The organism is Streptomyces sp. NPDC020490 (genome assembly GCF_044335305.1).
Classification (GTDB): Bacteria; Actinomycetota; Actinomycetes; order Streptomycetales; family Streptomycetaceae; genus Streptomyces.
On the sequence record NZ_JBIRUY010000029.1, the window covers coordinates 107,042 to 129,491 of the forward strand.

Below are 22,450 nucleotides of genomic sequence, written 5' to 3' on the forward strand. Positions count from 1 at the left end.
GCTCCAGGGGCGCTCAGAGCCCTTGTACAGGTCGGACACGCCGCCATGACGGTTACCGCGGTCGTGGCCCTACTGCGGGATGTCAGGAGTTCGGTACGCGTCTCACCGTGGTGGTACCCGAGCCGACCGGTCCGATGCGCAGCACGGTCCCTGAGAGGTCACTCGCCGATGTCACGTTCACGGCCCCGCCGCCCCCGGAGGGCGCGGCGGTGATCTGATACGTGTCGGGGTCACCGTTTCCGATTTCCACCTCGATCACGGCCCGGGAGTTCGGCGGCAGCGTCACCTTCGTCTCATGGGCGGTGTCGTCGCGGTGGACGGAGACCGAGACGGGGCCCCGGATGGACGGCACCGTTCCCTGGACATCGGTCAGGGCGCCGGTCCTGGGCCGGATCAGGAACTCCTCCGCCCCCGGCTCGCTGACCCGGACGCCGAGCACATGCCGGGCGACCACGTTGGCGGGTGCGGAAGCCCAGGCGTGGGAGAAGGTCATGTTGGACTTCAGCGCGGGGTCCCAGGCCTCGGTGACGATGGTGGCCTTCAGGTCATCGAGCATGTGCAGCCAGGAGTTGGTGGCCGTGGACGTCAGGAGCTTGATGGCCGCGTCGGAGCGGCCCAGCGTGAAGAGTGCGTCGAGCAGGAACTGAGCGCCGTAGACGCTGACTTTCATCCCGCCGGCGGCCAGTGTGTCCCCCAGCCTTTTCCGCACCTCGTCGGGAAGGGAGTCGGCGACGCCGAGCGCGGCGGGAAAGGCGGTGGCGTGCTGTGCGCTGTGGGTGGTTCCGGCGCCGTCGAGGAAACGGCCGGCCGTCGCATCGAGCAGGGTGCTTCGCATGGCTGCGGCAAGCGCGTCGGCGCGCTGACGCAGCAGTTGGGCGTCGTCCGTCTTCCGGAGAGCCGTGGCGATCTTGGCGAGGGCGTCGAAGGCCGCGTACTGGAAGGCGTTCACGACCGTGTTGACGCTGGTGAAGACGTACCCGTCGCGGCTCGCCGTCGGCCAGTCGACGAGATCGCCGAGGTCCTGGCTGCTGGAGCCGGGCGCTTTGTGCACCAGGCCGTCCGTGCCCAGGTAGGCGGTGAGGTTCTTCGCGGTGAGGAGATCGTAGTCCTTGGTGAGCTGCCGGTCGTCGCCGGTGACGAGGTAGTCCTCCCACGCGGATATCGCGCACATGAGGCGGTACTCGGTCGGCCAGGTGCCTTTGCGTACCAGGTAGTCGTTGGACCAGCGGGCCAGCGCGTAGGAGCGCTGGACTCCGTATTCGGAGAGCTGGTTGATCAGCGCGTCGCCCTCGTAGGGACCGCGTTCCCGGGTCGGTGTGTCCACGTAGAGGTCGCCGCGGGTGGCCTCGATGGAGTAGCGGCACAGGTCCCAGACGCGGTCGAGTTCGGGGTCGGAGCTGCTGAAGGAGGAGTGCGCGTTCTCCCAGTCCGCTTTCCAGGCCCGTCCGGTCACGACGGCCTGTGACAGGTCGAGTGTGGTGCGCAGTTCGGCCCAGCGGAAGGCGCGGTATCCCCAGTGCTCGAAGTGCTGGGCGCCGTCTCGCAGGGTCCAGACCTCGCGGTAGGTGTTGCCGGCGCGCAGCTGATGTCTGACGGAGCCGTCGGAGTTCAGCTCTTCGCCCAGGCGCACCTCGACCGTGTCTCCCTGGGTGCCCGCCACCCGCAGTGACAGGCCTCCGACGATCTCCCTGCCGAGGTCCACCAGCCAGCGCCCTTCGGCCGTTTTGGTGATGGATGCCGGCGCCACGTCGTGAAGCCCGACGGGCTCGATCCGCGCGGGTACGAGTTCGTCGACAGCGTCGCGGGACGCCGGCGTTTCCCATGCACTGTCGTCGAAGCCCGGCTCGGTCCAGCCGACCGGTTCCTGGCGCAGGTCCCAGTACTCCTGTGGGGCGGTGTAGTAGCCGCTGCCCGCGTTGCCCTTCGGGGGCAGCATGCCCGCGTGCCGGCGGGCCTTCCATCCGCTGCCGGAGCTGATGGTCGCGCGGGATCCGTCAGCGTAGGTGATCTCCAGTTGGGCCAGGAACTTCTGGGACGAGGTGGTGTTGCAGAGCGCGGCCAGGGCGTTGGCCTCGCCGGAGCGGACGGTGTCGGTGATGTCGAATACGTGATAGGCGACTCCGGTGCCCGAGCGCGCCGATGCGTAGCCCACCAGGTGTCCGTTGCTCCACACCTTGGCGGCGTACTGCCGGGCCGGAGTGGGTGAGGCGGCGGCGACGTAGAGGATCGCGGCCGCGACCTTCTTCGCGCCCGGCTGGTACTCGTTCCGCAGCAGAGCCCAGGTGTCGTCGTCGCTGTAGGAGGAGAGAGAGGAGGCTCCGGCGGGGAAGGTGAGCACCCCGTTCGCGACGGTGCCGGCGGTGAAGGTGCCCTTGTCGGACGTGAAGTCGTCGTCGAGCAGAACGACGCCGTCCGCGGCGGTGAAGGTGACCCGGTCGTAGACCTGGGACTCGGTGGAGCCGTTGCGCAGTCCGATGTTGCCGCCCGTGTGCCGGGTGTCGGTGGTGGTGTCGACGACGGTACCGTTCACGGAGGTGGTGAAGGTGGAGCCGGCCATGGTGACGGCCAGGTCCAGCCACTCCCCCGTGGCCACGGCGAAGGGCAGTTGGACCTCGGCGAGCACGGTGTAGGTCCCGTTCACGCGGATGTGCTTGCGCAGTACGCCGGGGCTTCCGGCCCGCAGCTGCCACAGGTAGTTGTCATTGACGCTCGCGGCACGGAACCACAGGCCGGCGGCCACGGCCGTGATCTTGAGCCGGGTGGTGAACGTGCCGTCCGTGAGGGTCTTGCCGGCGGGGGCCCATATGGGCTCGGCCTCCCACTCGTTCTCCACCGACGTGGCGAGCAGCGCCGGTTGTGACCATGCGGACCGCTTCTTCCCCCAACTGCTCACCCGCCACCAGTAAGCGGTACGGGGCTTGAGCGGCGGCCCGCCGTAGGGGACGGCGGTGGAATCGGCGGACGTGACCCTGCCCGAGTCCCACACCAAGCGGTCGCAGTCGAAGCCGTCAGGCGTGGCGGCCAGTTGAAGCTGGTAGGCGCGTTGCACGGTCCCAGCACCGAAGTCGGGCATCTGCCAGCTGAAACGCAGGTCCCGTCCGGCACTCGCACCGAGCCCCTGGGGCAGCAGGTCAGCCAGCATGCCGGTGGGTACGGGCAATGCGGCGTTCCCAACAGCGCCCGGGGCGGCGACGGCCGGCCAGGGCCGGGTCAGGGCGACCGAAGCGGCTGCGACACCGCCCAGCTGAAGAAGTCTCCGGCGCGACAGATCTGGAGCCATGGCGCTCTCGCAGTTCATGAAAGGTTTCAATTGGATTGCCGGGAGCCTAGGGCCGCACATTCAGCCAGTCAATAAGCGGGAAAGAAAAGGCGGATGCAGATAATTGAAACGTTCAATTCGCTGTTGGCGCGCGGGACGCGGTCGTTGGCCGGGCGAGCGGCCCGGTCGCCCCGTGCAGCACCTCACCGGCTCGGGTCCCGGCCTCCGCCGTCACGACGCGCGGCGGCTCCGGCGGTCGGGCTCGTCGGAGTCGCCGCGCACCCACCGCGACCGTGCCTGCCTACCGCTCGCTTCGCGGGGTGAAGTACGCCTGGGCGGCGTTCTGCTGGGCGAGGGCCTCATGCCGGCCGGTCCATCCGGGGGTCCGCGACAGCGCCTCGAACTCGCGTTGCAGCGTGGTGGCGGAGGTGGTGCGGGTGTCGGTGCTGATGGTGACCGGCAGCCCGGCTGCCAGCAGTCGGAAGGCGGGGTGACCGGCGAGGCTGGGCACGGCGCCGGTCTGCACATTACTGGTCGGGCACATCTCCAGGGCGATCCTGTCGGTTCGCAGCCGGTTCAGCAGCGCGGTGTCGGACGTGCACCGCACACCGTGGCCGATGCGGCGAGCGCCCAGGACGTCGATCGCCTCCCACACGCTCTCGGGACCCGCGGCCTCTCCGGCGTGCACCGTGCACGGCAGGCCGGCACTCCGGGCGAGGTCGAACGCGGCCCGATGGGGCTCGGCAGTGTACAGGGTCTCGTCGCCGGCCAGGTCGAGCCCGGTGACGACGTCCCGGTGCCGCAGCGCGGTCTCGGCGACGGCGAGGCTGTCGTCCGGGCTCTGGTGGCGCAGGCAGCACAGCAGCAGCCCGGTACCGACTCCGGTGGCGGTACGACCCTGGGCCAGTCCTTCGGCCACCGCGCCGACGGCGTCGTCGAGGCTCATGCCGAGGCGTCCGTGCAGTTGCGGAGCGAAGCGTACTTCGCCGTGGACGACGCCATCGGCCTTCCAGTCCTCGACCAGTTCCCGGGCGGTGCGGGTCAGGGCGTCGGGCGTCTGCAGGACCTGCAGGGGCAGGTCGATGTAGGTCAGGAACCTGGTCAGACTGCCGCAGTGGGCCGGGGCCACGACCAGTTCCTCGACCGGCCGGTCGAGGAGGAGGCCCTGTGTGCGGGCGAGGTCGGCGACGGTGCCTGGACGGACGGACCCGTCGAGGTGGCAGTGCAGTTCGTAGCGCGGAATCCGCGGGGTGGCGATGGTCATGGAGTCGGCCCGGCTCAGACGGCGGCGTCCGCGTCGGCGAACGGCGAGCCGTCGGCGACAGGGGTGACCGCATCGCCGCGTGTGGCGACATCGACATGTGTGGCGGCATCGACATGTGTGGCGACGGTGTCGAACAGCAGCTTCTTGAAGCCGGCCTCGTCGACGCGGCGTACCAGGGTGAGGTTGGGGGCGGGAGCGGACACACGTCGGTCGATGACCATCTGGCCGCGGGTGTCTTCGGCGACGGAGATCTCGACGTAGGCCTGCTCCCGCTCGGTGATCAGGTCGGGGTTGAGTGCCACGGCCATGGCGACCGGGTCGGGCAGGTCGTAGCCGGCCAGTCCTGTGACGTCACGGGCCCAGTCGGCCACGGTGCGGTTGATGCGGTGCGCGAACGACGCCATCGCGGTGCCGAGCCGCTCCAGGCGCTGCTGGTCGGCCGGGGTCATGACGGCGTCCTTGCGGGAGACGTCCCAGCCGATCCAGGTGACCTTCTCCGGTGTGGCGGCCTGCGCGACGATCCGGGCGGCCTCGGGGTCGGCCCAGACGTTGAACTCGGCGGTGGGTGAGATGTTGCCGCGCAGGTCGGCGGCGCCGGCCATGCAGTACACGTGCCGGTAGCGGGTGAACAGTTCGGGGTCGCGTACCAGGGCGGCGGCGACGTTGGTGAGCGGGGCGAGTGTGACCAGCGTCAGCTCTCCCGGGTGCGCGCGGGGGTAGGACAGCAGGGCTTCGACGGCGTGCGTGCTCTGGCAGGCGGTGGTCGGATCGGGCAGCCCGATGTCGCCCATGCCGTCCTCGCCGTGCACGTGCTGGGCGCTGGAGAGGGGCCGCGTCATCGGCCGGCTGCAACCGGGATGGACGGGGATGTCGGTGCGGCCGGCGGTCTCGAGGGAGATCAGCGCGTTGCGGGTGCCGGTTTCGACTGGCACGTTGCCCGCCACGGTGGTCACCGCCCTGATGTCGCCCAGTCCACTGGCGGCGGCGAGCAGCAGAGCGACCGCATCGTCGGAGCCGGTGTCGGTGTCGATGATCAAGGGAAGAGCAGGCATGTCCGTAATCCGTTCATGAGTGGGTGTGGGGTGCGGGGGCGGGCGGGTCAGCGGGTCCGCATACGGGCGAGATCGCGCGGGCGGGGCAGGGCGCCCCGGGCGCCGAGCGCGGTGACGGCGAAGGCGCCCGCGTCGACGGCGGTGGCCGCCGCCAGGGTCAGGGGCCGGCCGTGGGCGAGTTCGGCAGCGAGCGTGCCGCAGAAGGTGTCCCCGGCACCGGTCGTGTCGACGACGGTCACGGCAGGGGCGGGGATGTGCACACAGTGCCCCTCCTCGGCCACGAGCGCCCCGTCGCCTCCCAGGGTCACCACCGCGCCGTCGGCCGCCTCCGCGAGGGCCTGGACGGCGGCTCGCGCATCGGCCGTTCCGGTGAGTTGCCGGGCCTCGACTTCGTTGACCACGAGCAGCGGCCTGCGATCCGCCGGCCATGCGGGCAGCGGCCCGGCCGGCGCGGCGTTGTGGACCCACCGCGCACCGGGCGGGAGGCAGACGGCGACGGTCGGCAGGCAGGACGCGGGGACCTCACCGCTGGTGAGGATCACGTCGTTCGCCCGCGGCTGGAGCACGGTGAGCGCGTCGGTGACGTCCTCACTTGAGAGCAGGGCGTTGGCGCCGGCGATCACGGCGATGCTGTTCTCGCCGTCCGGGTCCACCATGACCAGCGCCTGGCCGGTGGGCGCGGACACGTCGATGATCACCGTGTCGACCCCGACCGAGGCACTCCGCAGGTCGGCGAGGGCCTTCAGCCCCTCGGCGTCGCCGCCGACCTTGGCCACCAAGTGGGTCACGACGCCCAGGGCGGCGGCGGCCACGGCCTGGTTGGCCTCCTTGCCTCCGAAAGCCTCCCCGGTGGAGGTCACCAGCACCGTCTCACCCGCGGAGGGAAGGACGGGGCAGCGCAGGAGCCGGTCGATGTTCACCGAGCCGACTGCCAGGACTCGGCCATGTGCGATTTCGTTCACACCCCTTATCTAATCGTTTAGATGAGAGGATGCAAGAGCTATGACGAAGCGAACGGGCAAAACACCCACACTGGCGGACGTGGCTCGCGCGGCCGGAACGTCTACCGCGGTGGTCAGCTACGTGATGAACAACGGACCCCGGCCGGTCGCGGCAGCGACCCGTGAGCGGGTCCTGGCCGCGGCGGCCGAGCTGAACTACCGCCCCAACCGCATCGCCCGGGCCCTGCGCTCCCGCACCACCGGCGTGGTCGGCCTGATCCTCGCCGACGCGTCGAACCCGTACTTCGGGGCACTGGCCCGGCACATCGAGCAGACGCTGGACGAGCACGAGAAGCTGACGCTGATCGGCAACGCCGGCTACTCCGCCTACCGGCAGGAGCATCTGGTCGACCGGTTCCTCGCCGCCCAGGTCGACGGGCTCGTCATCGTCTCCGCCGACGGCGGCACCGATGTCGGCGCGCAGGCGAGGCAGGCCGGTGTGCCCACCGTGTACGTCCACAACCAGCCGGTCGGCGGGCAGGGGCCGGCCGTCACCGCCGACAACGACGCCGCCGTCCGGCAGGCCGTCGACCACCTGCGCGGCCACGGGCACACGCGCATCGCCTTCCTCGCCGGACCGCAGGACGCGGGACCGGTGGGCCGGCGCCGCGCCGTCTGGGAGGAGGCCGTCGCGGGAACGGACGCCCTTCTGCTGCGCTGCGAGTACGCGCGCGCCGCGGCAGCCGCCCTGACCGGGCGCCTGATCGGCGAGGGTGCGATGCCCCACGCGCTGATCACCGCCACCGACGAGCAGGCCATCGGGGTCCTCGCCGCGGCCCGGGCCCACGGGCTGCCCGCCCCCGACCGGCTGGCCGTCATCAGCCTCGACGGCACCCCCGACAGCGCCTACACCGCCCCCGCCCTCACCGTCACCGAGCAGCCCCTGCGCGCCATGGCACAGCATGCCGTCGCCCTGCTCCTGGACAGCGCCTCCCCGCAACTCCCCCCGCCGGCCCCGCTGATCCTGCGCCAGAGCTGCGGCTGCAGTCCTGTTCAGTGACTTCGGCGACTCCCCGACGAGAGTTCACTCGGCACCATTGCCCCCGAAGGTGGGGGCTCTACGAGTTCGCGTTCATGGCAGGAGCCATCGTGACGCTGTACTCCGTTCCCGGGCTGCTTCGTCGCAAGGAGTAGTGGCTGGCGCTGAGCCTGAGCCTCGGAACTGTGGTGGGCGCGGTTTCGGTACTCGTTCTGCAGGGAGGCGCGGGGAGGGAGGGGTGGACCGGCCGGCCAGCGCCTGCCGCCGTTCGAAGCGGGCGGGTCGGCGGCCGTCGCCGGCCTCGCGGGGGCGCTGGACAGGAGCCGGAGCGCGTCAGGCCGCAGCTGCTATCTGTGTCCCCTGTGCGGAATGGAGGCGCCAGCCCGCAGCCGGGTCGAAGGCGAACACGTGGGTGTAGCGGCTGCCGGCGGTGAACGTGGTGCCGTCGGCCTGAGTGAAGTTCATGCTCGTCCTTCCGACGGTGATGCCGATGTCGCCGATGAAGCGCACGACGGCCTCGGCGGGAAAGGGCTGGACGGCCGGAAACGTGACGGCTCCTGACCTCACCAGGCTGAGCAGGTCGAACTTTGTCGCCACCGCTCCGTCGCTGAGGCTCACCAGGAGGAAGTCATCTGTGAGCAGTTCGTCGAGCACGGTGACGTCGCCTGCGACCAGGGCGTCGAAGAAGCGCTGATCCTGGTCGAGCAGGGACTCGCGCGTCCCGGGGTGGTTCGGGGTGGTCATGGCGTCCTTTCCAAGGGTGGAGGAGTTACGGAGACCGAGCGGGCGTCGACCCGCCGGCACGGGTGGTGACGGAAGGGGGCCGTTGCCGACGGTGACGTGACGGCCCGGGCAACCGGGGTTGCGAGGGTGCGGCCGTATGCCCTGTGAGGCGACCGCTCCCCCACGCCCGGATGAGCGTCGTCCGGGCTTCTGGTACGCCGATATTGACAGACGAACAGTGTTCCAGTGACAGTGAGCCGAGTTTACACGGCGTCCTGCCGCTCACAAGCAGGCGGCGCTCTTCCCTTGAGCCCTGGCCTGCTGCCTGACCTGCTGATCTCGGGAGACTGTCAATGACACTCAGACCCTGCGTCCTCGTACACGGTGGCTGGCACGGTGGCTGGCACTGGGAAGACGTGGCCGCGCGACTGCGCGCCGCGGGCGCCGATGTCTACACGCCGACCCTGACGGGCCTGGCGGAGCGGGCGGGCGAGGCGTCCGAACACACCGGCATGTCGGCGCACGTCGCCGACGTCGTCCGCGTCATCGATGAGCACGACCTGCACGACATCGTCCTGGTCGGCCACTCCTACGGGGGGATGGTCATCACCGGCGTAGCGGCCGAGCGGGGCGAGCGGGTGGCCGAGTTGGTGTACCTGGACGCCTTCGTGCCGGAGGCGGGTCAGTCGGTGGGCGACCTTCTGGGGCCCGACTTCGTGGAGAGCGCCCGAGCGGCCGCCGCGGCCTCCGGCTCTCCCCTGCTGATCCCGCCGATGTTCACGGTGGAGGACACCACCGGATGGTCCGGCCCCCGGGCCGCGGCGGTCGCCGAACGGCTGACCGCACACCCCATCGGCACCATGGAGGAACCGGTGCGGGCCCCGGCCGAGTTGAGCGCGCGTCGATCGTTCGTGTACTGCAACGCCCGGCCGCTGGGGATCGTCGAGCCGTACGCGCTGCGTGCCCGCAACTCTCCGGACTGGGACTACTACGAACTGGCCAGCCCGCATGACGCGGTGCGCGTCATGCCGGCCGCGGTTGCCGGGCTGATCGAATCGCTCGCGTCGCGATCGGCGGAGTGATCACGCTTCCTCACGGCGGCAGCACGGGGGTGGCGGTGGCGGCTCGCACGCATGGGCGAGCACATCGTCCACCACCGCCCGCCACCGGACTGCTCCCGCTCGCCGCACCCCCGCACCTCACATCGGCCCGGGTACGCCCGGTGCGAGGGCTTGCCCCCGGTACGCAGAGAGGAGGCGGCGAACGCCGCAGGGCCCCGCCTTCCCGCGGACGACCCGACCCTTCGCGACAGGCCCTGGCTCCCCGAAGCAGGGCCGCCTCGTCGCCGAGGGGGTGGTCCGCGGGCCGGCCGCCCGGCGGCCGCTGCCGAATCCGGCCGTCTCGGCCGCACCGTCGCTGCATCAGGCCGCACCGTCCCGATTGGAGAATCCGCAATGACCCACGCGCCACACCTCCCGCCGACGGGGGACACCACGAGCGGGCCGAGACTGCCCCTGACCAGCTCATGGTGGCCTGCCGAGCCGGCAGCGCCGCTCGCCGACCTCACCGTCGGCGCCGCGCTCCGGGCGGCGGCACACGACCACCCCGACACCGTCGCCCTCGTCGAGGGCCTTCCCGACGCCGCACAGCGGCGACGCTGGACGTACGCGCAACTGCTCGAGCAGGCCGAGACGGTGGCCCGTGCGCTGCTGGCCCGCTTCGAGACGGGTGAGCGGGTGGCCGTGTGGGCCAACAACCTGCCCGAGTGGGTGCTGCTCGAGTACGGAGCCGCGCTGGCCGGGATCACCCTGGTCACCGTCAATCCCGCCCTGCGGGCCGGGGAAGTGCGTCACGTCCTCGGCCACTCCCGCGCGGCCGGTGTTCTCCACATCCCCGAATACCGGGGCTGCGTGCTCTCCGAGATCCTGGCGCAGGTGCGTGCGGAGCTGCCGCACCTGCGCGAGGTCATCTCCCTCGCGGACTGGGACCGGTTCCTGTCCGGGGGCGAGCCGGGGCAGCCGCTTCCCGCCGTCTCCCCGGACGGCGCGGCCCAGTTGCAGTACACCTCGGGCACCACGGGAACTCCCAAGGGGGTGCTGCTGCGTCACCGCGGAGTGGTCAACAACGCCCGCCTCTACGCCGAACGGTGCGGGCTTCCCCCGGGTGGTGTGCAGGTCAGTCCCATGCCGTTGTTCCACACCGCGGGCTGTGTGGTGAGCGTCCTGGGCGCCCTCGCCGTGGGCGGCACGCTCGTGCTCCCGCCCGTGTTCGACCCGGCGCTCGTGCTGAACCTCCTGGAGACGGAGAGCGCTGACACCCTCATCGGTGTCCCCACCATGCTCATCGGTCTGCTCGACCATCCGGACTTCGCCCGCACGGACCTGTCACAGCTGGCCCGCGTGGTCAGCGGCGGAGCCGTGGTGCTGCCGGAACTCGTCCACCGCGTCGAGACGCAGACCGCGGCGGCCGTCAGCGTGCTGTTCGCCCAGACGGAGGCGTCGCCCGTCATCACGGGGACGTCACCGCAGGACAGCGCCCAGGACCGCGCGGAGACACTCGGCCGGCCGCTGCCCCACACCGACGTGCGCATCATCAGCCCTGCCGACGGCGAGGTCGTCCCGGTCGGCACGGTCGGAGAACTCTGCACCCGCGGCTACCACGTCATGATGGGGTATTTCGACGCCCCCGACTCCACCGCCGGCACGATCGACGGTGACGGGTGGCTGCACACCGGGGACCTGGCCAGCATGGACGACCGCGGCTACTGCCGTATCGAGGGACGCCTCAAGGACATGATCATCCGGGGTGGCGAGAACATCTACCCGCGGGAGATCGAGGACGTGCTGTTCCAGCACCCCGACGTCGCCGATGTCGCCGTCATCGGGGTCCCGGACGACACGTGGGGCGAACAGGTCGCCGCCTTCGTCCTGCCCGCGCCCGGGCACACACCCGACGCTGATGTTCTGCGCGAGTACTGTCTGGCCCGGCTCGCCCGCCACAAGGTCCCGAAACACTGGGAGATCGTCGAGGAACTGCCCCTCACGGCCTCCGGGAAGGTGCAGAAGGTCAGGCGGCGCGAGCGGTATGCCGACCGGAAGGCCGGACCGGCATGACCGAGGGGCCACCACCTGTCGAGCCGGAGCCGCTCGTACCGGTGAACCCGTATGCCCCGTCGAACCGCCGGCACCGATCTCCCCTGCGCCGCGCTGCGCGAACCGCTGTACCCAACACCCGACTTCAAGCTTCCGACAGGAGTGCGATGTGATCAAGCTTTTCACGCTCTGGAACCGCCGTCTCGACCAGACCCATGACGAGGCCGTCGACCACTGGACACGGGTGCACGCCCCGAAGGTAGTCGCGGCGCACGGCAGTCACCTGCTCCGGTACGCATGCAACGTCGGCGTGCCTGCCGACTACTCCGGCTGGGCCCCCGATGAGGCTCCGGCCTGGGACGGTGTCGCCGAAGGCTGGTACGACTGCGACGACCCCGCCGACCTGACGGCGCTCCTCAGTGCGACGGCGGATCAACTGCGCGCCGGTGAAAGGCAGTTCATGGGCACCTTCCGGCATGTGATCACGGATCAGCGGGTCCACCGCGACTTGGGGCGTGCCCAGCGCGGCGTCAAGATGCTGTTCATGCTGATGCGCCGGCCGGACATGACGCCGGATCAGTCGGTCGCCTACTGGCGGGACCGGCACGTTCCCTTCGTCCGGGACCTGTTCGCCGACGCCCTCGTCCGCTACACGACCAACGTGGGCCTCGCCGCCGACTACCGGGGATGGTCGCCGCACGAGGCTCCTCTCTACGACGGGATCGCCGAACTCGCCCTCGACTACTCGGTGGCCGAGCAGCAGGCTTTCGTGCAGTCCAACCTGGAGGTGCTCCTGGAGGACGAGCGCGCCTTCATGGGCACCTACCGCGCGGTCGCCACCCGCGAAGTCCTCGTCGCGGGGCAGCCGGACGAGTTCCTGCCGACCGGCCCATGACCCATGTGTCCCGCCCGGTACGGTGCGAGGCGCGGCACCCGGGACGAGACGGTGGCACCGGACGGAAGGTGCTCTAGACTGTTCGAGTGTCACGAGCAGAGTTCGAGGTAGAGCGCCGTCGGTCGGATTCCGCGCGCGCCAAGGGTCGCCTGACCTTGACGCGGGCGGAAGTCATCAGGGCCGGCATCCGGCTTCTCGACACGGAGGGTGCCGAGAAGCTGTCGATGCGCAAGCTGGCCAGGGAGCTGGGTACCGGGTCCTCGACCCTGTACTGGCACGTCAAGGACAAGGATGAGCTGCTGCTGCTCATCCTCGATGAGACGCTCCGCGATGTCGTCCCTCCCGAGACCGGCGCATGGGATGTCCGGCTCCTCGAGACGCTCGTCGAATGCCACGATGCTCTCCTGGCGCGACCCGCGCTCGTCGACGTGCTGTGGAGTGCCGCGTGGCGGCTGGGGCCCGACACGCTGAGGGTGGCCGATGCCCTCACCGGACTCGTCGCCGAAAGCGGCCTTCCGGACGACGAGGTGGCCGACTCCTACATGGCCCTGGTGACGATGATGCTCGGCTTCGTCGCGGGCGGGCGCACCTCACCGGGGAATCCTCCCTACAGCCAGATGCGCGCGCAGTTGTCGGACCAGGACGAGGATGCGGCGGATGCCGCCCGCCTGTACCCGAACCTGATGCGCTACGCGCCGGGTACGGGCGAGGAGGCCATGAAGCGCCAGTTCCGCTACGCCGTCGAGCGTTTCATCGCCGGCATCAAGGCCCGCGTCGCCGAGTGCGGCCAGGCGTCGCCGAACTGAGCCGTACCGGTCGGCCCACGTCGCGACGCGCCGTGAGCGGGGCACAGGCCCCGCCGAGCGGGCCGGCCGGCCTTCGCCACTTTCTCTGGAACGCCGATTTTGACAGACGAGCGGTGTTCGAGTACTGATGGAGGTACGGCCACACGCCCACCCGCCGGCCGTTCGAGGCGCGTATCGCCCCCACTGCGCGGGACACGCAAGGGCGTCCGCTCACGGCCACGGGAGATCGCCATCATGACGACCGCGCACCGTTACCACCAGATCATCTGCGTGCCTTCGGACGAACAGGTTCCCCTCGCCCGACGCGCGGTGCTCGACACGTTCCGGAAGTGGGGCCTGGACGCGCAGAGCGATGTCGCCCACACGGTGCGGCTCATCGTCTCGGAGCTGCTCACCAACGCGGTCCGCTACTCCTCGACGGTCACCGCCGAGATCACACTGACCGTCGAGATCGTCGACGGCACCCGGATACGGCTCGGAGTCCACGACCTCCATCCGCATTGCCCGATCCCCTCTCCCGCCCCTCCCGAGGCCGGCCGGGGCCGCGGGCTCCAGATCGTCCGTGATCTGGTCCGCGAACTGAGCGGCACCGCCTTCACCGAGCGCACCGACGACGGCGGGAAAACCCAGTGGGTCGAGCTGCCGATGACCGAGCAGGCCGCCGATTCCCGGACGGCGCGGGTCGTGTTCGCGGACGCGGGGGTGTGCTGACCGGCGCGGGTCCCGCCGCCCCCGGCCGAAGACCGGTCCGCGTGCGCCGCATGAGCAATGAGTACTCATGTGAAATCCGCACTAGGTCGGCAGTCTGGTGTGTGTCGGATGCCGGGGACCGGACCGACGTGGGCTCGTCGGTTCGCTGCATGTCCGCAGAACCGATGGCCGGCGCCCGAGGACGAACCGCCCTGTGAACGCACAGGGCGCGGCCGGCCGACGGTACGCGTGCGCGGGCCGTGCTGACTTGATTCGCGAAGGAAGACCATGAAGATCACCCAGAGGGCAGGCATAGCCATAGCCTCCATCTGTGCCCTGGCAGCCACCTCCGGTTGTTCCATCTCATTCACCGGCGGCAAGAAGTCGGAGCCCTCGTCCCCTCCTCCCCCTTCGGCCACCCCTTCCAGCGCGCCGCAGTTCAACGGGATCGACAACCTCTCCGCGTCGGAGGTGGTCGACGCCGCCTCCGACGCCCTGCGGACAGCACCGTCCGTCCACATCGCGGGCACGGTGAACAAGAGCCAGCTCGACCTGCGTATGGACAGTTCCGGTAACTGTGCGGGCCGTATCACGGAGGACGGGACCAACGTCGATCTCATCAAGCAGGGCAGCAAGGTGTGGCTGAAGCCCGATCACGCGTTCTGGGTCCAGGCCGCCGGTGATCAGGCCACCCAGACGGAAGCACTGGTGGGCGACCGCTACATCGTCACCGACTCCAGCAATCCCGAGTTCAGCTCGCTGGCGGATGCCTGCGACATCGCGGGCTACGCCGACTCCATGACCGAGGACAACGGCAACAGCACCGTGAACAAGGGCGTGCAGAAGGATGTCAGGGGGATTCCGGCTCTCGAACTGGTCAGGAACGATCCCCAGGAAGGCCGCTCCCAGCTGTACATCGCCCGGACCGGCAAGCCTTACCCGCTGGAGATCCACGGGACGGACGGGGACAGCCCCGCCGGCGTCGTCCTCGACGAGTACGGCAAGCCGCTCAGCATCGACGTGCCGAGCGCGTCCGAGAGCCTCGACGCGGCCCAGCTCAGCTGAGTCTCCGGGGGCGGGCCGTGGGCGACGTGGCAGGGACGCAGGAGTTGAGGGCATGGGCTGCGAAGTGGCTGGGGGATCGGGAGATCCCGGAAGAGTTTCTCCAGCTCGCCGCCATCCAGGAGGCACGGTTGAGCGGCGGTCCCGCGCGCGCCGCTCTCGAGGCGGCACGTCCGTCGGAGGCCGGCGCTGAGGATGCCGAAGCCCTCGAGGACATGCGGGACGCCTCCGATCCGCTGGACCACTTCGGAATAGAGATTCTCGGTCCGCACAGCGTCCGGGGAGACGGGCTCGCGCGCCACGTTCTCGATGACGAGGCAAATGCGGCGGTTCCGCACCTGGCCACACTGCTGGGCCATTTCCTGCCCGCCGCGGAGAAGGAGCAAGATCTCGTCTACGGGTACTGGCTGTACCCGGGTGAGGTCTGGCCGCCGCCGATCGTCTGCATCGACACCGAGGGGATGTTCTTCACCCTGCGGGGCCGGACGCTCACCGAGGCACTTCTGGCGTATTTCGCCGAGGACGATTCGGAGGTGGCCCTGCTCGGACAGTGGTTCACCGACCTCGGCATCCCGGTCGAGGTCCGCACGGACGCGGAGATCCCGGACTCCCCCGTCCGTATGGATCCGCAGGTACTGGAGCGGCAACTGTAGACCGGGCGGCCTGCCCGGGGAGCGGCGTCTCCCCGGGCAGCAGGCCTCGGCATGCGCGGCCCGGTCCGTGCCGGCACACGTGTCTCACACTCGGGGACGGTCCGTCGTGCTCGGCCTGGTGCCGATCGTGATCCAGGTGGACAGCGAGATCACCAGTTCGTTCCGCGCGTCCGCGGCGTCCAGCAGATCGAACCAGGTGTCCAGGCTGCCGTCGCCGTGCCGGGCGGCGAGGGGACTGGTGCGGTCGAACAAGGGGATGATCGGCTTCGCCTCGGCGAGTGACGCGAACGTGGCCGTGAACTGCCGGGACCAGACCTGATCGAACCCCGCTGCCGCGATGAGCCCGGGAACCCGGCCGGCGACGTCGGGGCCCGGAACGATCGACGCGAACGACGTCAGCACAGGCCCCGCGATCTCCTGGCCGACTCCGTCGACGCGCAGGGAGCGCCAGTCGACGTCGAGGACGCAGACCCGTCCGCCGGGTGCGGTGACGCGGCACATTTCCCGCACGGCCCGCCCCGGATCGGGGACATGCTGGAGCACCCGTTCACACCAGACGACGTCGAACTCGCCGGAGGTGAAGGTGAGCCGGCACGCGTCCTCCACCCGGTAGTCGACACCGGCCGCCCCGGGAGCGGAGTCGTGGCGGTGCCGCGCCGCGGCCACCATGGCGGGGTCGTGGTCGACCGCGGTCACCCGGCCACGCGGTCCGGTCCGCCGGGCCAGCCTGCGGGCCATCTCGCCGAGGCCGCAGCCGACCTCGAGAACCGACTCGCCCTCCGTGAGCGGAAGCGCCTCCAGGGCGAGGTCGCGCAGTTCCGCGGTCCTGGGGTGCCGGGACACCGTCTCCAGATAGGTCTGGGCCGCCACCGACCTGTCGCCGGTCGGCAGAGCGCTGAAGGGACGCATCACTCACCTCGTTCGTCGCGTGCTCGGGCCGACCGGTACCGGGTGGGGGCCGGCGAGCAGCAGTTCCTGAATGCGGTCGTAGACGGGCCGTAGAACCGGTGGTACGGCAGCGAGATCAAAGCTGTAGACCGTCATCGTGTCGTGGTATTTCGGGTCCGGTTCGAGGAACTCGTCGTGGATGTGGGCACCCAGCCGGGCGAACAGGAGGTCCTGCCGGCCCTTGGTACCGGACAGCCCCCAGACCATCGGGCGCCCGATCGACTCGGCGAAGGCCAGCCCGACGAGGCTGACCAGCGGCCCGATCGAGTAGTTCTGCCGGTTCACGGCGACGGCCAGGCGGCCGCCTTCCAGGACGTCGGCGTCGCACAGCCCGCGCCGGGTGATCAGTTCCACCACCCGTGGCCCGAACATTCGCTCCACGGCGCTGTGCCCGGCCGGCGCCCAGTCACGGGGAATCAGCCGGACCACCGCCGTCAGGGCGCCCGAGGCCCGCTCACGCAGCATGACGTGGTAGGCCGCCCGGTCGTACGGCTGCAGGTCGGCGTAACCGCCGTCGGTCCGGCGGAAGTTGGGCCGCTGCCCGTCGGCGTAGTACGTGTGCCCGCGGAAGGCCGAGATCTCCTGCAGCAGGGCCTCGTGCCGGTCCCGGTCCGCTGTGCTCGCCCGCGGGTCCCCGACGCCCGCGATCTCGATGCCGAGTTCGCCGGCCAGCGGAGCCAGGAGCCGTGCGTATCCGGCGGCGGAGAGCAGGTTCCCTTTCCTCATGCCCGCCCCTCAGCGGCGCGGCGTGGCCGTGTCGTCGGCCTCCAGCAGGTAGATCCACGTGGAGGGCGCGCCGAACGGCTCGCGCCGCAGGATCCGCAGGCCGCCGGCCGCGAAGGCGTTCTCGTAGACGTCGCGGTTCATGATCGGTGTGTCCATGAACGTGTGAACCAGCTCGAACTCCAGCGAGAAGACCGGCACCGGGCCCGCATGCCGGTCCCACGGCCGGGCTGTGGTGTCGGCCACCAGGAAGTACCGGGCGTCCGGGAAGACCCGCCGCAGGGTCCGCACGACGTCGGCGCCGTCATCGTGGGCGGCCAGCAGGTCGTGCATCATGAGGAAGTTCGCCACCAGTTCGATGCCCGGGAAGACCTCCTCGGACATCGACCGGAGGACGTCCTCGCAGACGATGTCGATCCGGTCCGCCAGGCCCGCCTCCGCGACCCGCTTGGTCGCGAGGTCGGTGGCCGAGCGGCTGATGTCGATGCCGAGGCCCACCCGGTCCCGGTCACCGGCGCACAGCCGGATCAGGCGGGTGGCGTCCCCGCAGCCCAGGTCCGCGACCGAGGAGTACTCGATGCCGGACAGTACGTCCTCCTCGACCGGTCGCATGAGGGAACGGTCCACGTGTCCGGCGCCGATGGCGATGCGTCGTTCGTCGCGGTGGACCTCGGCGCCGAAGGACTTCCGGCCGGTGGCCAGGTCGGCGAGGTCCGTCAGCACCGGGCCGTAACCGCCCACTCCCCAGACGAAGAAGCCGATGTTGCCGACCAGTTCCCGGCCGGCGTCGGTGAGCCCGGCCTTGCCCTCATGCACCACGACGTAGCCGAGGAGTGCCATGGTCCGCAGCAGCGAGGAGAGCTTCACGACCTCGCAGCCGGTGTCCTCGGCGAGCAGTTCCAGGGGCTGCGCACCGTCCTTCATGCGGTCCCACACGCCGAGTTCCTCCAGGGCGAGGACCACGTGGGAGCCGGTGAAGCCGTTGAAGAGAGCCGGAATGCTCAAGGGCTCGAGGGTCGGGCTGGGTCCGTGCCAGTGAGGGCTGTTCATCTCGCTCCTTTGCCGGCGCTCTCCGCGGAACGCCGGGAATGATCAGGTGAGGGCGGCCGGGGCGTTCGCACTGTCGAGCACCGCGATGACCTCGCGGAGCGCGGCGCAGAAGCGCTCGCACTGCGCGGGTGTGCCGACGGACACCCGAAGGCATCCGGGAGCGCCGAAGGCCGCGAGATCGCGGACGAGGATCCCGTGGTCGGCGGCGAGCAACGCGGCGGCCTGCTCCCGGTGCGGCCCCAGTTCCACGAAGACGAAGTTGGTGACGGACGGCACGGCGGTCAGGCCGAGTTCCGTCAGGCCGGCGTGGAGCACCTCGCGGGCGTGGGCGGTACGCCGGCGCACCTCGACGAGGTGGCCGGGGTCGTCCAGCGCACACAGGGCTGCCGCCTGTCCCGGCCGGTTCGTGCTGAACGGCACGGCCTGCCGGCTCTGCCGGACGCGCGCGGCGACGCCGGCCGGGCCGATCGCGTACCCGACCCGGACCGCGGCCAGTCCCCAGGCCTTGGAGAAGGTGCGGAGCACCATCGCCCGCCGGCCGCTTCGGACCAGGCCGAGCGCCGAGGCGCCGTCGTCCGCCACGAAGTCCATGTAGGCCTCGTCGAACACGGCGAGCGTTCCGGTCCGCTCGGCGGCGTCGGTGATGCGGGTGATGTCGGCCCGGCCGAGCAGCGTGCCGGTCGGGTTGTGCGGATTGCACACGAACAGCAGGTCCGAGGGGTGGCGGGCCACGGCGTCGACGACCGCGTCGGCGTCGATCCCGCGGGGACCGCTGTCGATCTCGCGGACGGCGGCGCCGCAGACGGCCGCGGCGCTGAGGTATCCGGGAAAGGTGGAGCGGGTGGTCAGAACCCTCCCGTCCGCTCCGGCCGCGGCCAGCACCGTCATCAGGACCAGTTCGTCCACGCCGTTGCCGACGACCACCATGTCCGGCGTCACCCCGGCATGCCCCGCGATCTTGTCCCGCAGCTCGGCGTTCTCGCTGTCGGGGTAGACGCAGAGGTCGTTCTCCAGCAGTTCCCGGGCCGCTCTCATCGCTGACCGCGGGGGGCCGAAAGGGTTCTCGTTGAGGTGCAGGCGAAGCATCTCCGACGCCTGCGAGAAACCGTCATTGTAAGCGGTGACCGAGCTGCCGCTGCCTTTCATGCGCCTTCTCCCAACAGGAAGATGCCGAAGCAGTAACTGCCGGGAGCGGCTCTTCTGGTGACGAACCGGTGACGCTTTCCGGCGGGCACACGGAATACAGCGGGCGATGTGATGGTGTACTGCGAATCCTCGACCTCGATGGTGATCTCCGCCTCGCCGGGCCGAGCCGAGACGAGAAGGTAGAGTTCGGGGACATCGTGCACGTGAGGTTCGGCGACCGGCTTGCCGACGAGATCGGATATTTCCGCCCCAGCCAGCTCGATCGGCAGTCCGCCGAACATGTCCGAGGTTATGAGAAAAGGAGCCGGCTGGTGATGCCCCGCCACCTCACGGAAAATCGGAAGATTCTCGACGGCGCTCAACGCCTGCCCCTTCCCGTGGATTCAGATCCTAAGCGGTAAAGCCGTCGCAACGGTTGACGGAAACGTTATAAAACCCCCTCGGGTGGTGGCTGAGTAATTACTGCTCATATCCGGCACCGCCGGAATGCCCGGCCTGGACGATGGTCTTGCCGAGGTTCCCGCCGCGCAGCATCAGCAGGAACGCCTCGACGATCCGCTCGAATCCGACCAGCGTGGTCTCATCGGGGACCAGTGTCCCCTTCAGCAGGTGCGGCACGGCGAACTCGTACAGTTCCTCCTGCACATCGGCGTAGTCGCGCACGTGGAACCCCTCGATCCGCAGGCTCTTCTCCACGACGTCGGCGTGGTCGAACACCACAGGCGGAGCGTCCGGAGTGTTGTACTGGCCGATCGTGCCGACCCGCACCACCCGCCCTCGCCCGCGCAGCGCACCGATGGCCGCGCCGAGCTGCTCGCCGCCGACGTTGTCGACGAAGACGTCGATGCCGTCGGGCGCGGCCTCGCCGAGGAGGCCTGCGGCGGGGCCGGAGCGGTAGTCGAAGGCCGCGTCGTATCCGACCCGCTCGGTCAGGTACCGGACCTTCTCCGCCGAGCCCGCGCTGCCGATCAGCCGGCCGGCGCCCAGCAGCCGGGCGATGCGGGCGGTTGCCGTGCCGACCGCGCCCGCCGCCGCGGAGACGAACAGGTCATCGCCCTCGCGCAGCCGGGCTATCCGGGTGAGGGCGACATAGGCGGTCAGGCCTGTTCCGCCGAGCAGGCTCAGGTGGACGGACAGCGGCACCCCGTCGATGCGGGGCAGGCGCCGGACGTCGTCGGCCCGGACCACGGAGTGGGTACGCCAGCCGTGGCGGTGGTGGACGATCTCCCCCTCGGGGAGCGACGGGGTGCGGGAGGCGATGACCCGGCCGAGGGCGCGGCCCTCCAGCGGGGCGTTCAGCGCGAAGTCGCCGTCCATCATCTCGCGGTGGTAGGGATCCACGGACCAGTAGAGGTTCTCGACCAGAGCCGTGCCGGGATCAGGCTGCGGAATCGGCGTTTCCACGAAGCGGAAGTGGTCGGGGGTGGGGAAGCCGGTGGGTCTGGCGGTCTGGTGCACGGTGAGCGCGGTGTCGGTCATGGTCGGCACCGTAGGAAGGAATGCGCGGACCGGGCAGAGGGTTGCGCTCATGGGACGGGCGCTTGCATGAGCCGCCTTCATAGCACCAGGTGAGGAACCCGCGAATGAGCGCAGTCGATCTCGCACCGCAGGAGTTGCGGACCGTGGTGGCGGTCGCGGAGGAGGGCGGTATCTCGGCGGCCGCCGCCCGGCTCGGCACCACTCAGTCGGCCGTCTCGCACGCGTTGCGCGGCATCGAACGCAAGCTGGGCGTCGTGCTCTTCGAGCGGGGGCGGTACGGTGCCAGGCCGACCGCGGCCGGGGAGCGGGCCGCCGCCCACGCGCGCCGGATCCTGCGGATGATGGACGCCCTCGTCGTCGAGACGCGGGGTTCCGGGCAGGGTGCGGCCGAGCAGGTCGGCGGGCCGCTGCGCATCGCCGCCTTCCGTGGCGCGGCCCTGCACCTGCTGCCGGCCGTGCTGGGGCGGCTGACCGCGCGGCACCCCGGGATCGAGGCGTCCGTCACGGTCGTACGCGAGGTCGGTCCCGGGACGGCCGGGGAGGTGGCCGCCGGGAAGGCCGACATCGGGATCACGATCACCGGCACCGGTTCGCCGGTCCCGCCGCACCTGGTCGGGGACGTGCTCTTCGAGGAGCCGTACGCACTGGTGCACCCGGCCGGGCATCCCGACCCCCGGTCGCTGCCGCTGGTCGACTGGCTGGAGAACTGTTCGTCCTACACCCGTGAGTGGTGGGCGGCCCAGGACTGGATCCCCACCGCCACCGTTCGGGCCGAGGACGACGGGGCGGTCCTGTCCATGGTGGGCAGCGGTCTGGGGATGGCGATCATGCCCGCGCTGTCCCTCACCGGAGCGCCGGCCACGACGGAGATCACCGATCTCGGGCCGGAGCGGCCCACCCGCCGGATCGGCTACGTCACCACGCCCCAGCTCGCGGCCACCGCGGCGGTACGCGCACTGATCCGCGAGCTGCGCGCCCGGCACCCGCGCCCCGGAGAATGAGGGACGTGTGCGGTGCCCGTGCGGGGGTGGGATGATGGTGCCTGGCCGTCGGACCGTACCGGCGGAGTCTTCCAGGCCGGGTCCGCGGGCAGCCGGACTCCGGATCGCGAGTGATCGCCCGCGGCAGGCGGCGGTCCTCGGTGGGGAAGTGGGTGAGACCGGAAGACCATGCGGCAGCTGACCTTCACCGGAACCAGGAAACTGGAATGGCGCGACGTTCCGGCTCCCGTGCTGCAGAGCGGGATCGAGGCGCTGGTCCGCCCCATAGCGAGCTCGACGTGCGACCTCGATCACTTCATCATATCCGGGGCGACGCCCTTCCGGCCGCCCTTTCCCCTGGGTCATGAATGCGTGGCCGAAGTGCTCGACGTCGGCGACGACGTTCGCCGTGTGACGCCCGGACAGCTGGTGGTCATCCCCTGGCACATCAATTGCGGCACCTGCGCCGAGTGCCGGTCCGGCCGCCCGGCCCTTTGCCGGTCCACTCCCCCGGCGGCCTCGTACGGGATCCCCTCGCCGGCCACGGGTCACTCAAGGCTTGCGCAAGTTCCCGGGATCGCCCAACTGGCGTGAGAGTGTCGCTGGTTGGGGTGGATGACAGAGCGGACACGGGATCCGTGATCATTC

General features: G+C 70.4%; 21 protein-coding genes. 10 read left to right on the forward strand and 11 right to left on the reverse strand.

Annotated elements, in window-relative coordinates; all coding sequences use genetic code 11:
- Window positions 1–82 precede the first annotated feature (82 nt).
- The 4 genes from ACH4ZX_RS27555 to ACH4ZX_RS27570 all read right to left on the reverse strand — a co-directional run bounded on the left by ACH4ZX_RS27555 (window position 83) and on the right by ACH4ZX_RS27570 (window position 6,537).
- On the reverse strand, window positions 83–3,160 hold the full coding sequence (locus ACH4ZX_RS27555) for a family 78 glycoside hydrolase catalytic domain (protein ID WP_398278105.1): 3,078 nt from the start codon (window positions 3,158–3,160) through the stop codon (window positions 83–85).
- Between the two features lie 400 nt (window positions 3,161–3,560).
- Entirely contained in the window at window positions 3,561–4,523 is a 963-nt protein-coding gene (gene add / locus ACH4ZX_RS27560; RefSeq protein WP_398278108.1) for an adenosine deaminase, read from the reverse strand.
- Window positions 4,524–4,537: 14 nt separating this feature from the next.
- Window positions 4,538–5,575 (reverse strand): nucleoside hydrolase, encoded by a 1,038-nt coding sequence (locus ACH4ZX_RS27565; RefSeq protein WP_398278111.1) that lies wholly within the window; start codon window positions 5,573–5,575, stop codon window positions 4,538–4,540.
- A gap of 47 nt (window positions 5,576–5,622) precedes the next feature.
- On the reverse strand, window positions 5,623–6,537 hold the full coding sequence (locus tag ACH4ZX_RS27570; RefSeq protein WP_398278114.1) for a PfkB family carbohydrate kinase: 915 nt from the start codon (window positions 6,535–6,537) through the stop codon (window positions 5,623–5,625).
- Window positions 6,538–6,616: 79 nt separating this feature from the next.
- On the opposite strand from ACH4ZX_RS27570, the gene ACH4ZX_RS27575 reads away from it, so the two are divergent.
- On the forward strand, window positions 6,617–7,576 hold the full coding sequence (locus ACH4ZX_RS27575; RefSeq protein ID WP_398278117.1) for a LacI family DNA-binding transcriptional regulator: 960 nt from the start codon (window positions 6,617–6,619) through the stop codon (window positions 7,574–7,576).
- A gap of 312 nt (window positions 7,577–7,888) precedes the next feature.
- Here the strand turns inward: ACH4ZX_RS27575 and ACH4ZX_RS27580 are convergent, their stop codons facing one another.
- A complete protein-coding gene (locus tag ACH4ZX_RS27580; RefSeq protein WP_398278120.1) occupies window positions 7,889–8,299 on the reverse strand; it encodes a nuclear transport factor 2 family protein in 411 nt (136 codons plus the stop codon).
- 332 nt (window positions 8,300–8,631) lie between these two features.
- On the opposite strand from ACH4ZX_RS27580, the gene ACH4ZX_RS27585 reads away from it, so the two are divergent.
- From ACH4ZX_RS27585 to ACH4ZX_RS27615, 7 genes are all read left to right on the forward strand, one after another.
- Window positions 8,632–9,360, forward strand: coding sequence for an alpha/beta fold hydrolase (locus ACH4ZX_RS27585; protein WP_398278122.1), 729 nt, complete (start codon window positions 8,632–8,634; stop codon window positions 9,358–9,360).
- 372 nt (window positions 9,361–9,732) lie between these two features.
- Window positions 9,733–11,391, forward strand: a complete 1,659-nt coding sequence (locus ACH4ZX_RS27590) for an AMP-binding protein (protein WP_398278124.1) — start codon at window positions 9,733–9,735, stop codon at window positions 11,389–11,391.
- A 148-nt stretch (window positions 11,392–11,539) separates the two neighbouring features.
- Window positions 11,540–12,265 carry an EthD domain-containing protein gene (locus ACH4ZX_RS27595; RefSeq protein WP_398278127.1) on the forward strand — a complete coding sequence of 242 codons (726 nt, stop codon included), beginning with the start codon at window positions 11,540–11,542 and terminating at the stop codon, window positions 12,263–12,265.
- An 86-nt stretch (window positions 12,266–12,351) separates the two neighbouring features.
- Window positions 12,352–13,071, forward strand: a complete 720-nt coding sequence (locus tag ACH4ZX_RS27600) for a TetR family transcriptional regulator (protein WP_398278130.1) — start codon at window positions 12,352–12,354, stop codon at window positions 13,069–13,071.
- Window positions 13,072–13,305: 234 nt separating this feature from the next.
- The gene (locus ACH4ZX_RS27605; RefSeq protein WP_398278133.1) at window positions 13,306–13,782 is read left to right on the forward strand and encodes an ATP-binding protein; all 477 of its coding nucleotides are present in this window, start codon (window positions 13,306–13,308) and stop codon (window positions 13,780–13,782) included.
- A 267-nt stretch (window positions 13,783–14,049) separates the two neighbouring features.
- Window positions 14,050–14,826, forward strand: coding sequence for a hypothetical protein (locus ACH4ZX_RS27610; RefSeq protein ID WP_398278136.1), 777 nt, complete (start codon window positions 14,050–14,052; stop codon window positions 14,824–14,826).
- A 17-nt stretch (window positions 14,827–14,843) separates the two neighbouring features.
- A complete protein-coding gene (locus ACH4ZX_RS27615; RefSeq protein ID WP_398278139.1) occupies window positions 14,844–15,476 on the forward strand; it encodes a hypothetical protein in 633 nt (210 codons plus the stop codon).
- A gap of 84 nt (window positions 15,477–15,560) precedes the next feature.
- Here the strand turns inward: ACH4ZX_RS27615 and ACH4ZX_RS27620 are convergent, their stop codons facing one another.
- The 6 genes from ACH4ZX_RS27620 to ACH4ZX_RS27645 form a co-directional block, all read right to left on the reverse strand.
- On the reverse strand, window positions 15,561–16,385 hold the full coding sequence (locus ACH4ZX_RS27620) for a methyltransferase domain-containing protein (RefSeq protein ID WP_398278142.1): 825 nt from the start codon (window positions 16,383–16,385) through the stop codon (window positions 15,561–15,563).
- Window positions 16,386–16,388: 3 nt separating this feature from the next.
- On the reverse strand, window positions 16,389–17,150 hold the full coding sequence (locus ACH4ZX_RS27625) for a hypothetical protein (protein ID WP_398278145.1): 762 nt from the start codon (window positions 17,148–17,150) through the stop codon (window positions 16,389–16,391).
- A gap of 9 nt (window positions 17,151–17,159) precedes the next feature.
- The gene (locus tag ACH4ZX_RS27630; RefSeq protein WP_398278148.1) at window positions 17,160–18,152 is read right to left on the reverse strand and encodes a hypothetical protein; all 993 of its coding nucleotides are present in this window, start codon (window positions 18,150–18,152) and stop codon (window positions 17,160–17,162) included.
- Between the two features lie 87 nt (window positions 18,153–18,239).
- A complete protein-coding gene (locus ACH4ZX_RS27635) occupies window positions 18,240–19,343 on the reverse strand; it encodes a pyridoxal phosphate-dependent aminotransferase (protein ID WP_398278151.1) in 1,104 nt (367 codons plus the stop codon).
- Complete coding sequence (locus tag ACH4ZX_RS27640; protein ID WP_398278154.1) at window positions 19,340–19,705, reverse strand: cupin domain-containing protein; 366 nt, start codon at window positions 19,703–19,705, stop codon at window positions 19,340–19,342. The genes ACH4ZX_RS27635 and ACH4ZX_RS27640 overlap by 4 nt, the downstream gene beginning before the upstream one ends.
- Window positions 19,706–19,802: 97 nt before the next feature.
- Window positions 19,803–20,822, reverse strand: coding sequence for a zinc-binding dehydrogenase (locus ACH4ZX_RS27645; RefSeq protein WP_398278157.1), 1,020 nt, complete (start codon window positions 20,820–20,822; stop codon window positions 19,803–19,805).
- Between the two features lie 104 nt (window positions 20,823–20,926).
- Between ACH4ZX_RS27645 and ACH4ZX_RS27650 the strand changes: the two genes are divergently transcribed.
- Both ACH4ZX_RS27650 and ACH4ZX_RS27655 read left to right on the forward strand, forming a co-directional pair.
- Window positions 20,927–21,823, forward strand: a complete 897-nt coding sequence (locus tag ACH4ZX_RS27650) for a LysR family transcriptional regulator (RefSeq protein ID WP_398278160.1) — start codon at window positions 20,927–20,929, stop codon at window positions 21,821–21,823.
- A gap of 168 nt (window positions 21,824–21,991) precedes the next feature.
- Window positions 21,992–22,396, forward strand: a complete 405-nt coding sequence (locus ACH4ZX_RS27655; protein WP_398278163.1) for an alcohol dehydrogenase catalytic domain-containing protein — start codon at window positions 21,992–21,994, stop codon at window positions 22,394–22,396.
- Window positions 22,397–22,450: the final 54 nt, after the last annotated feature.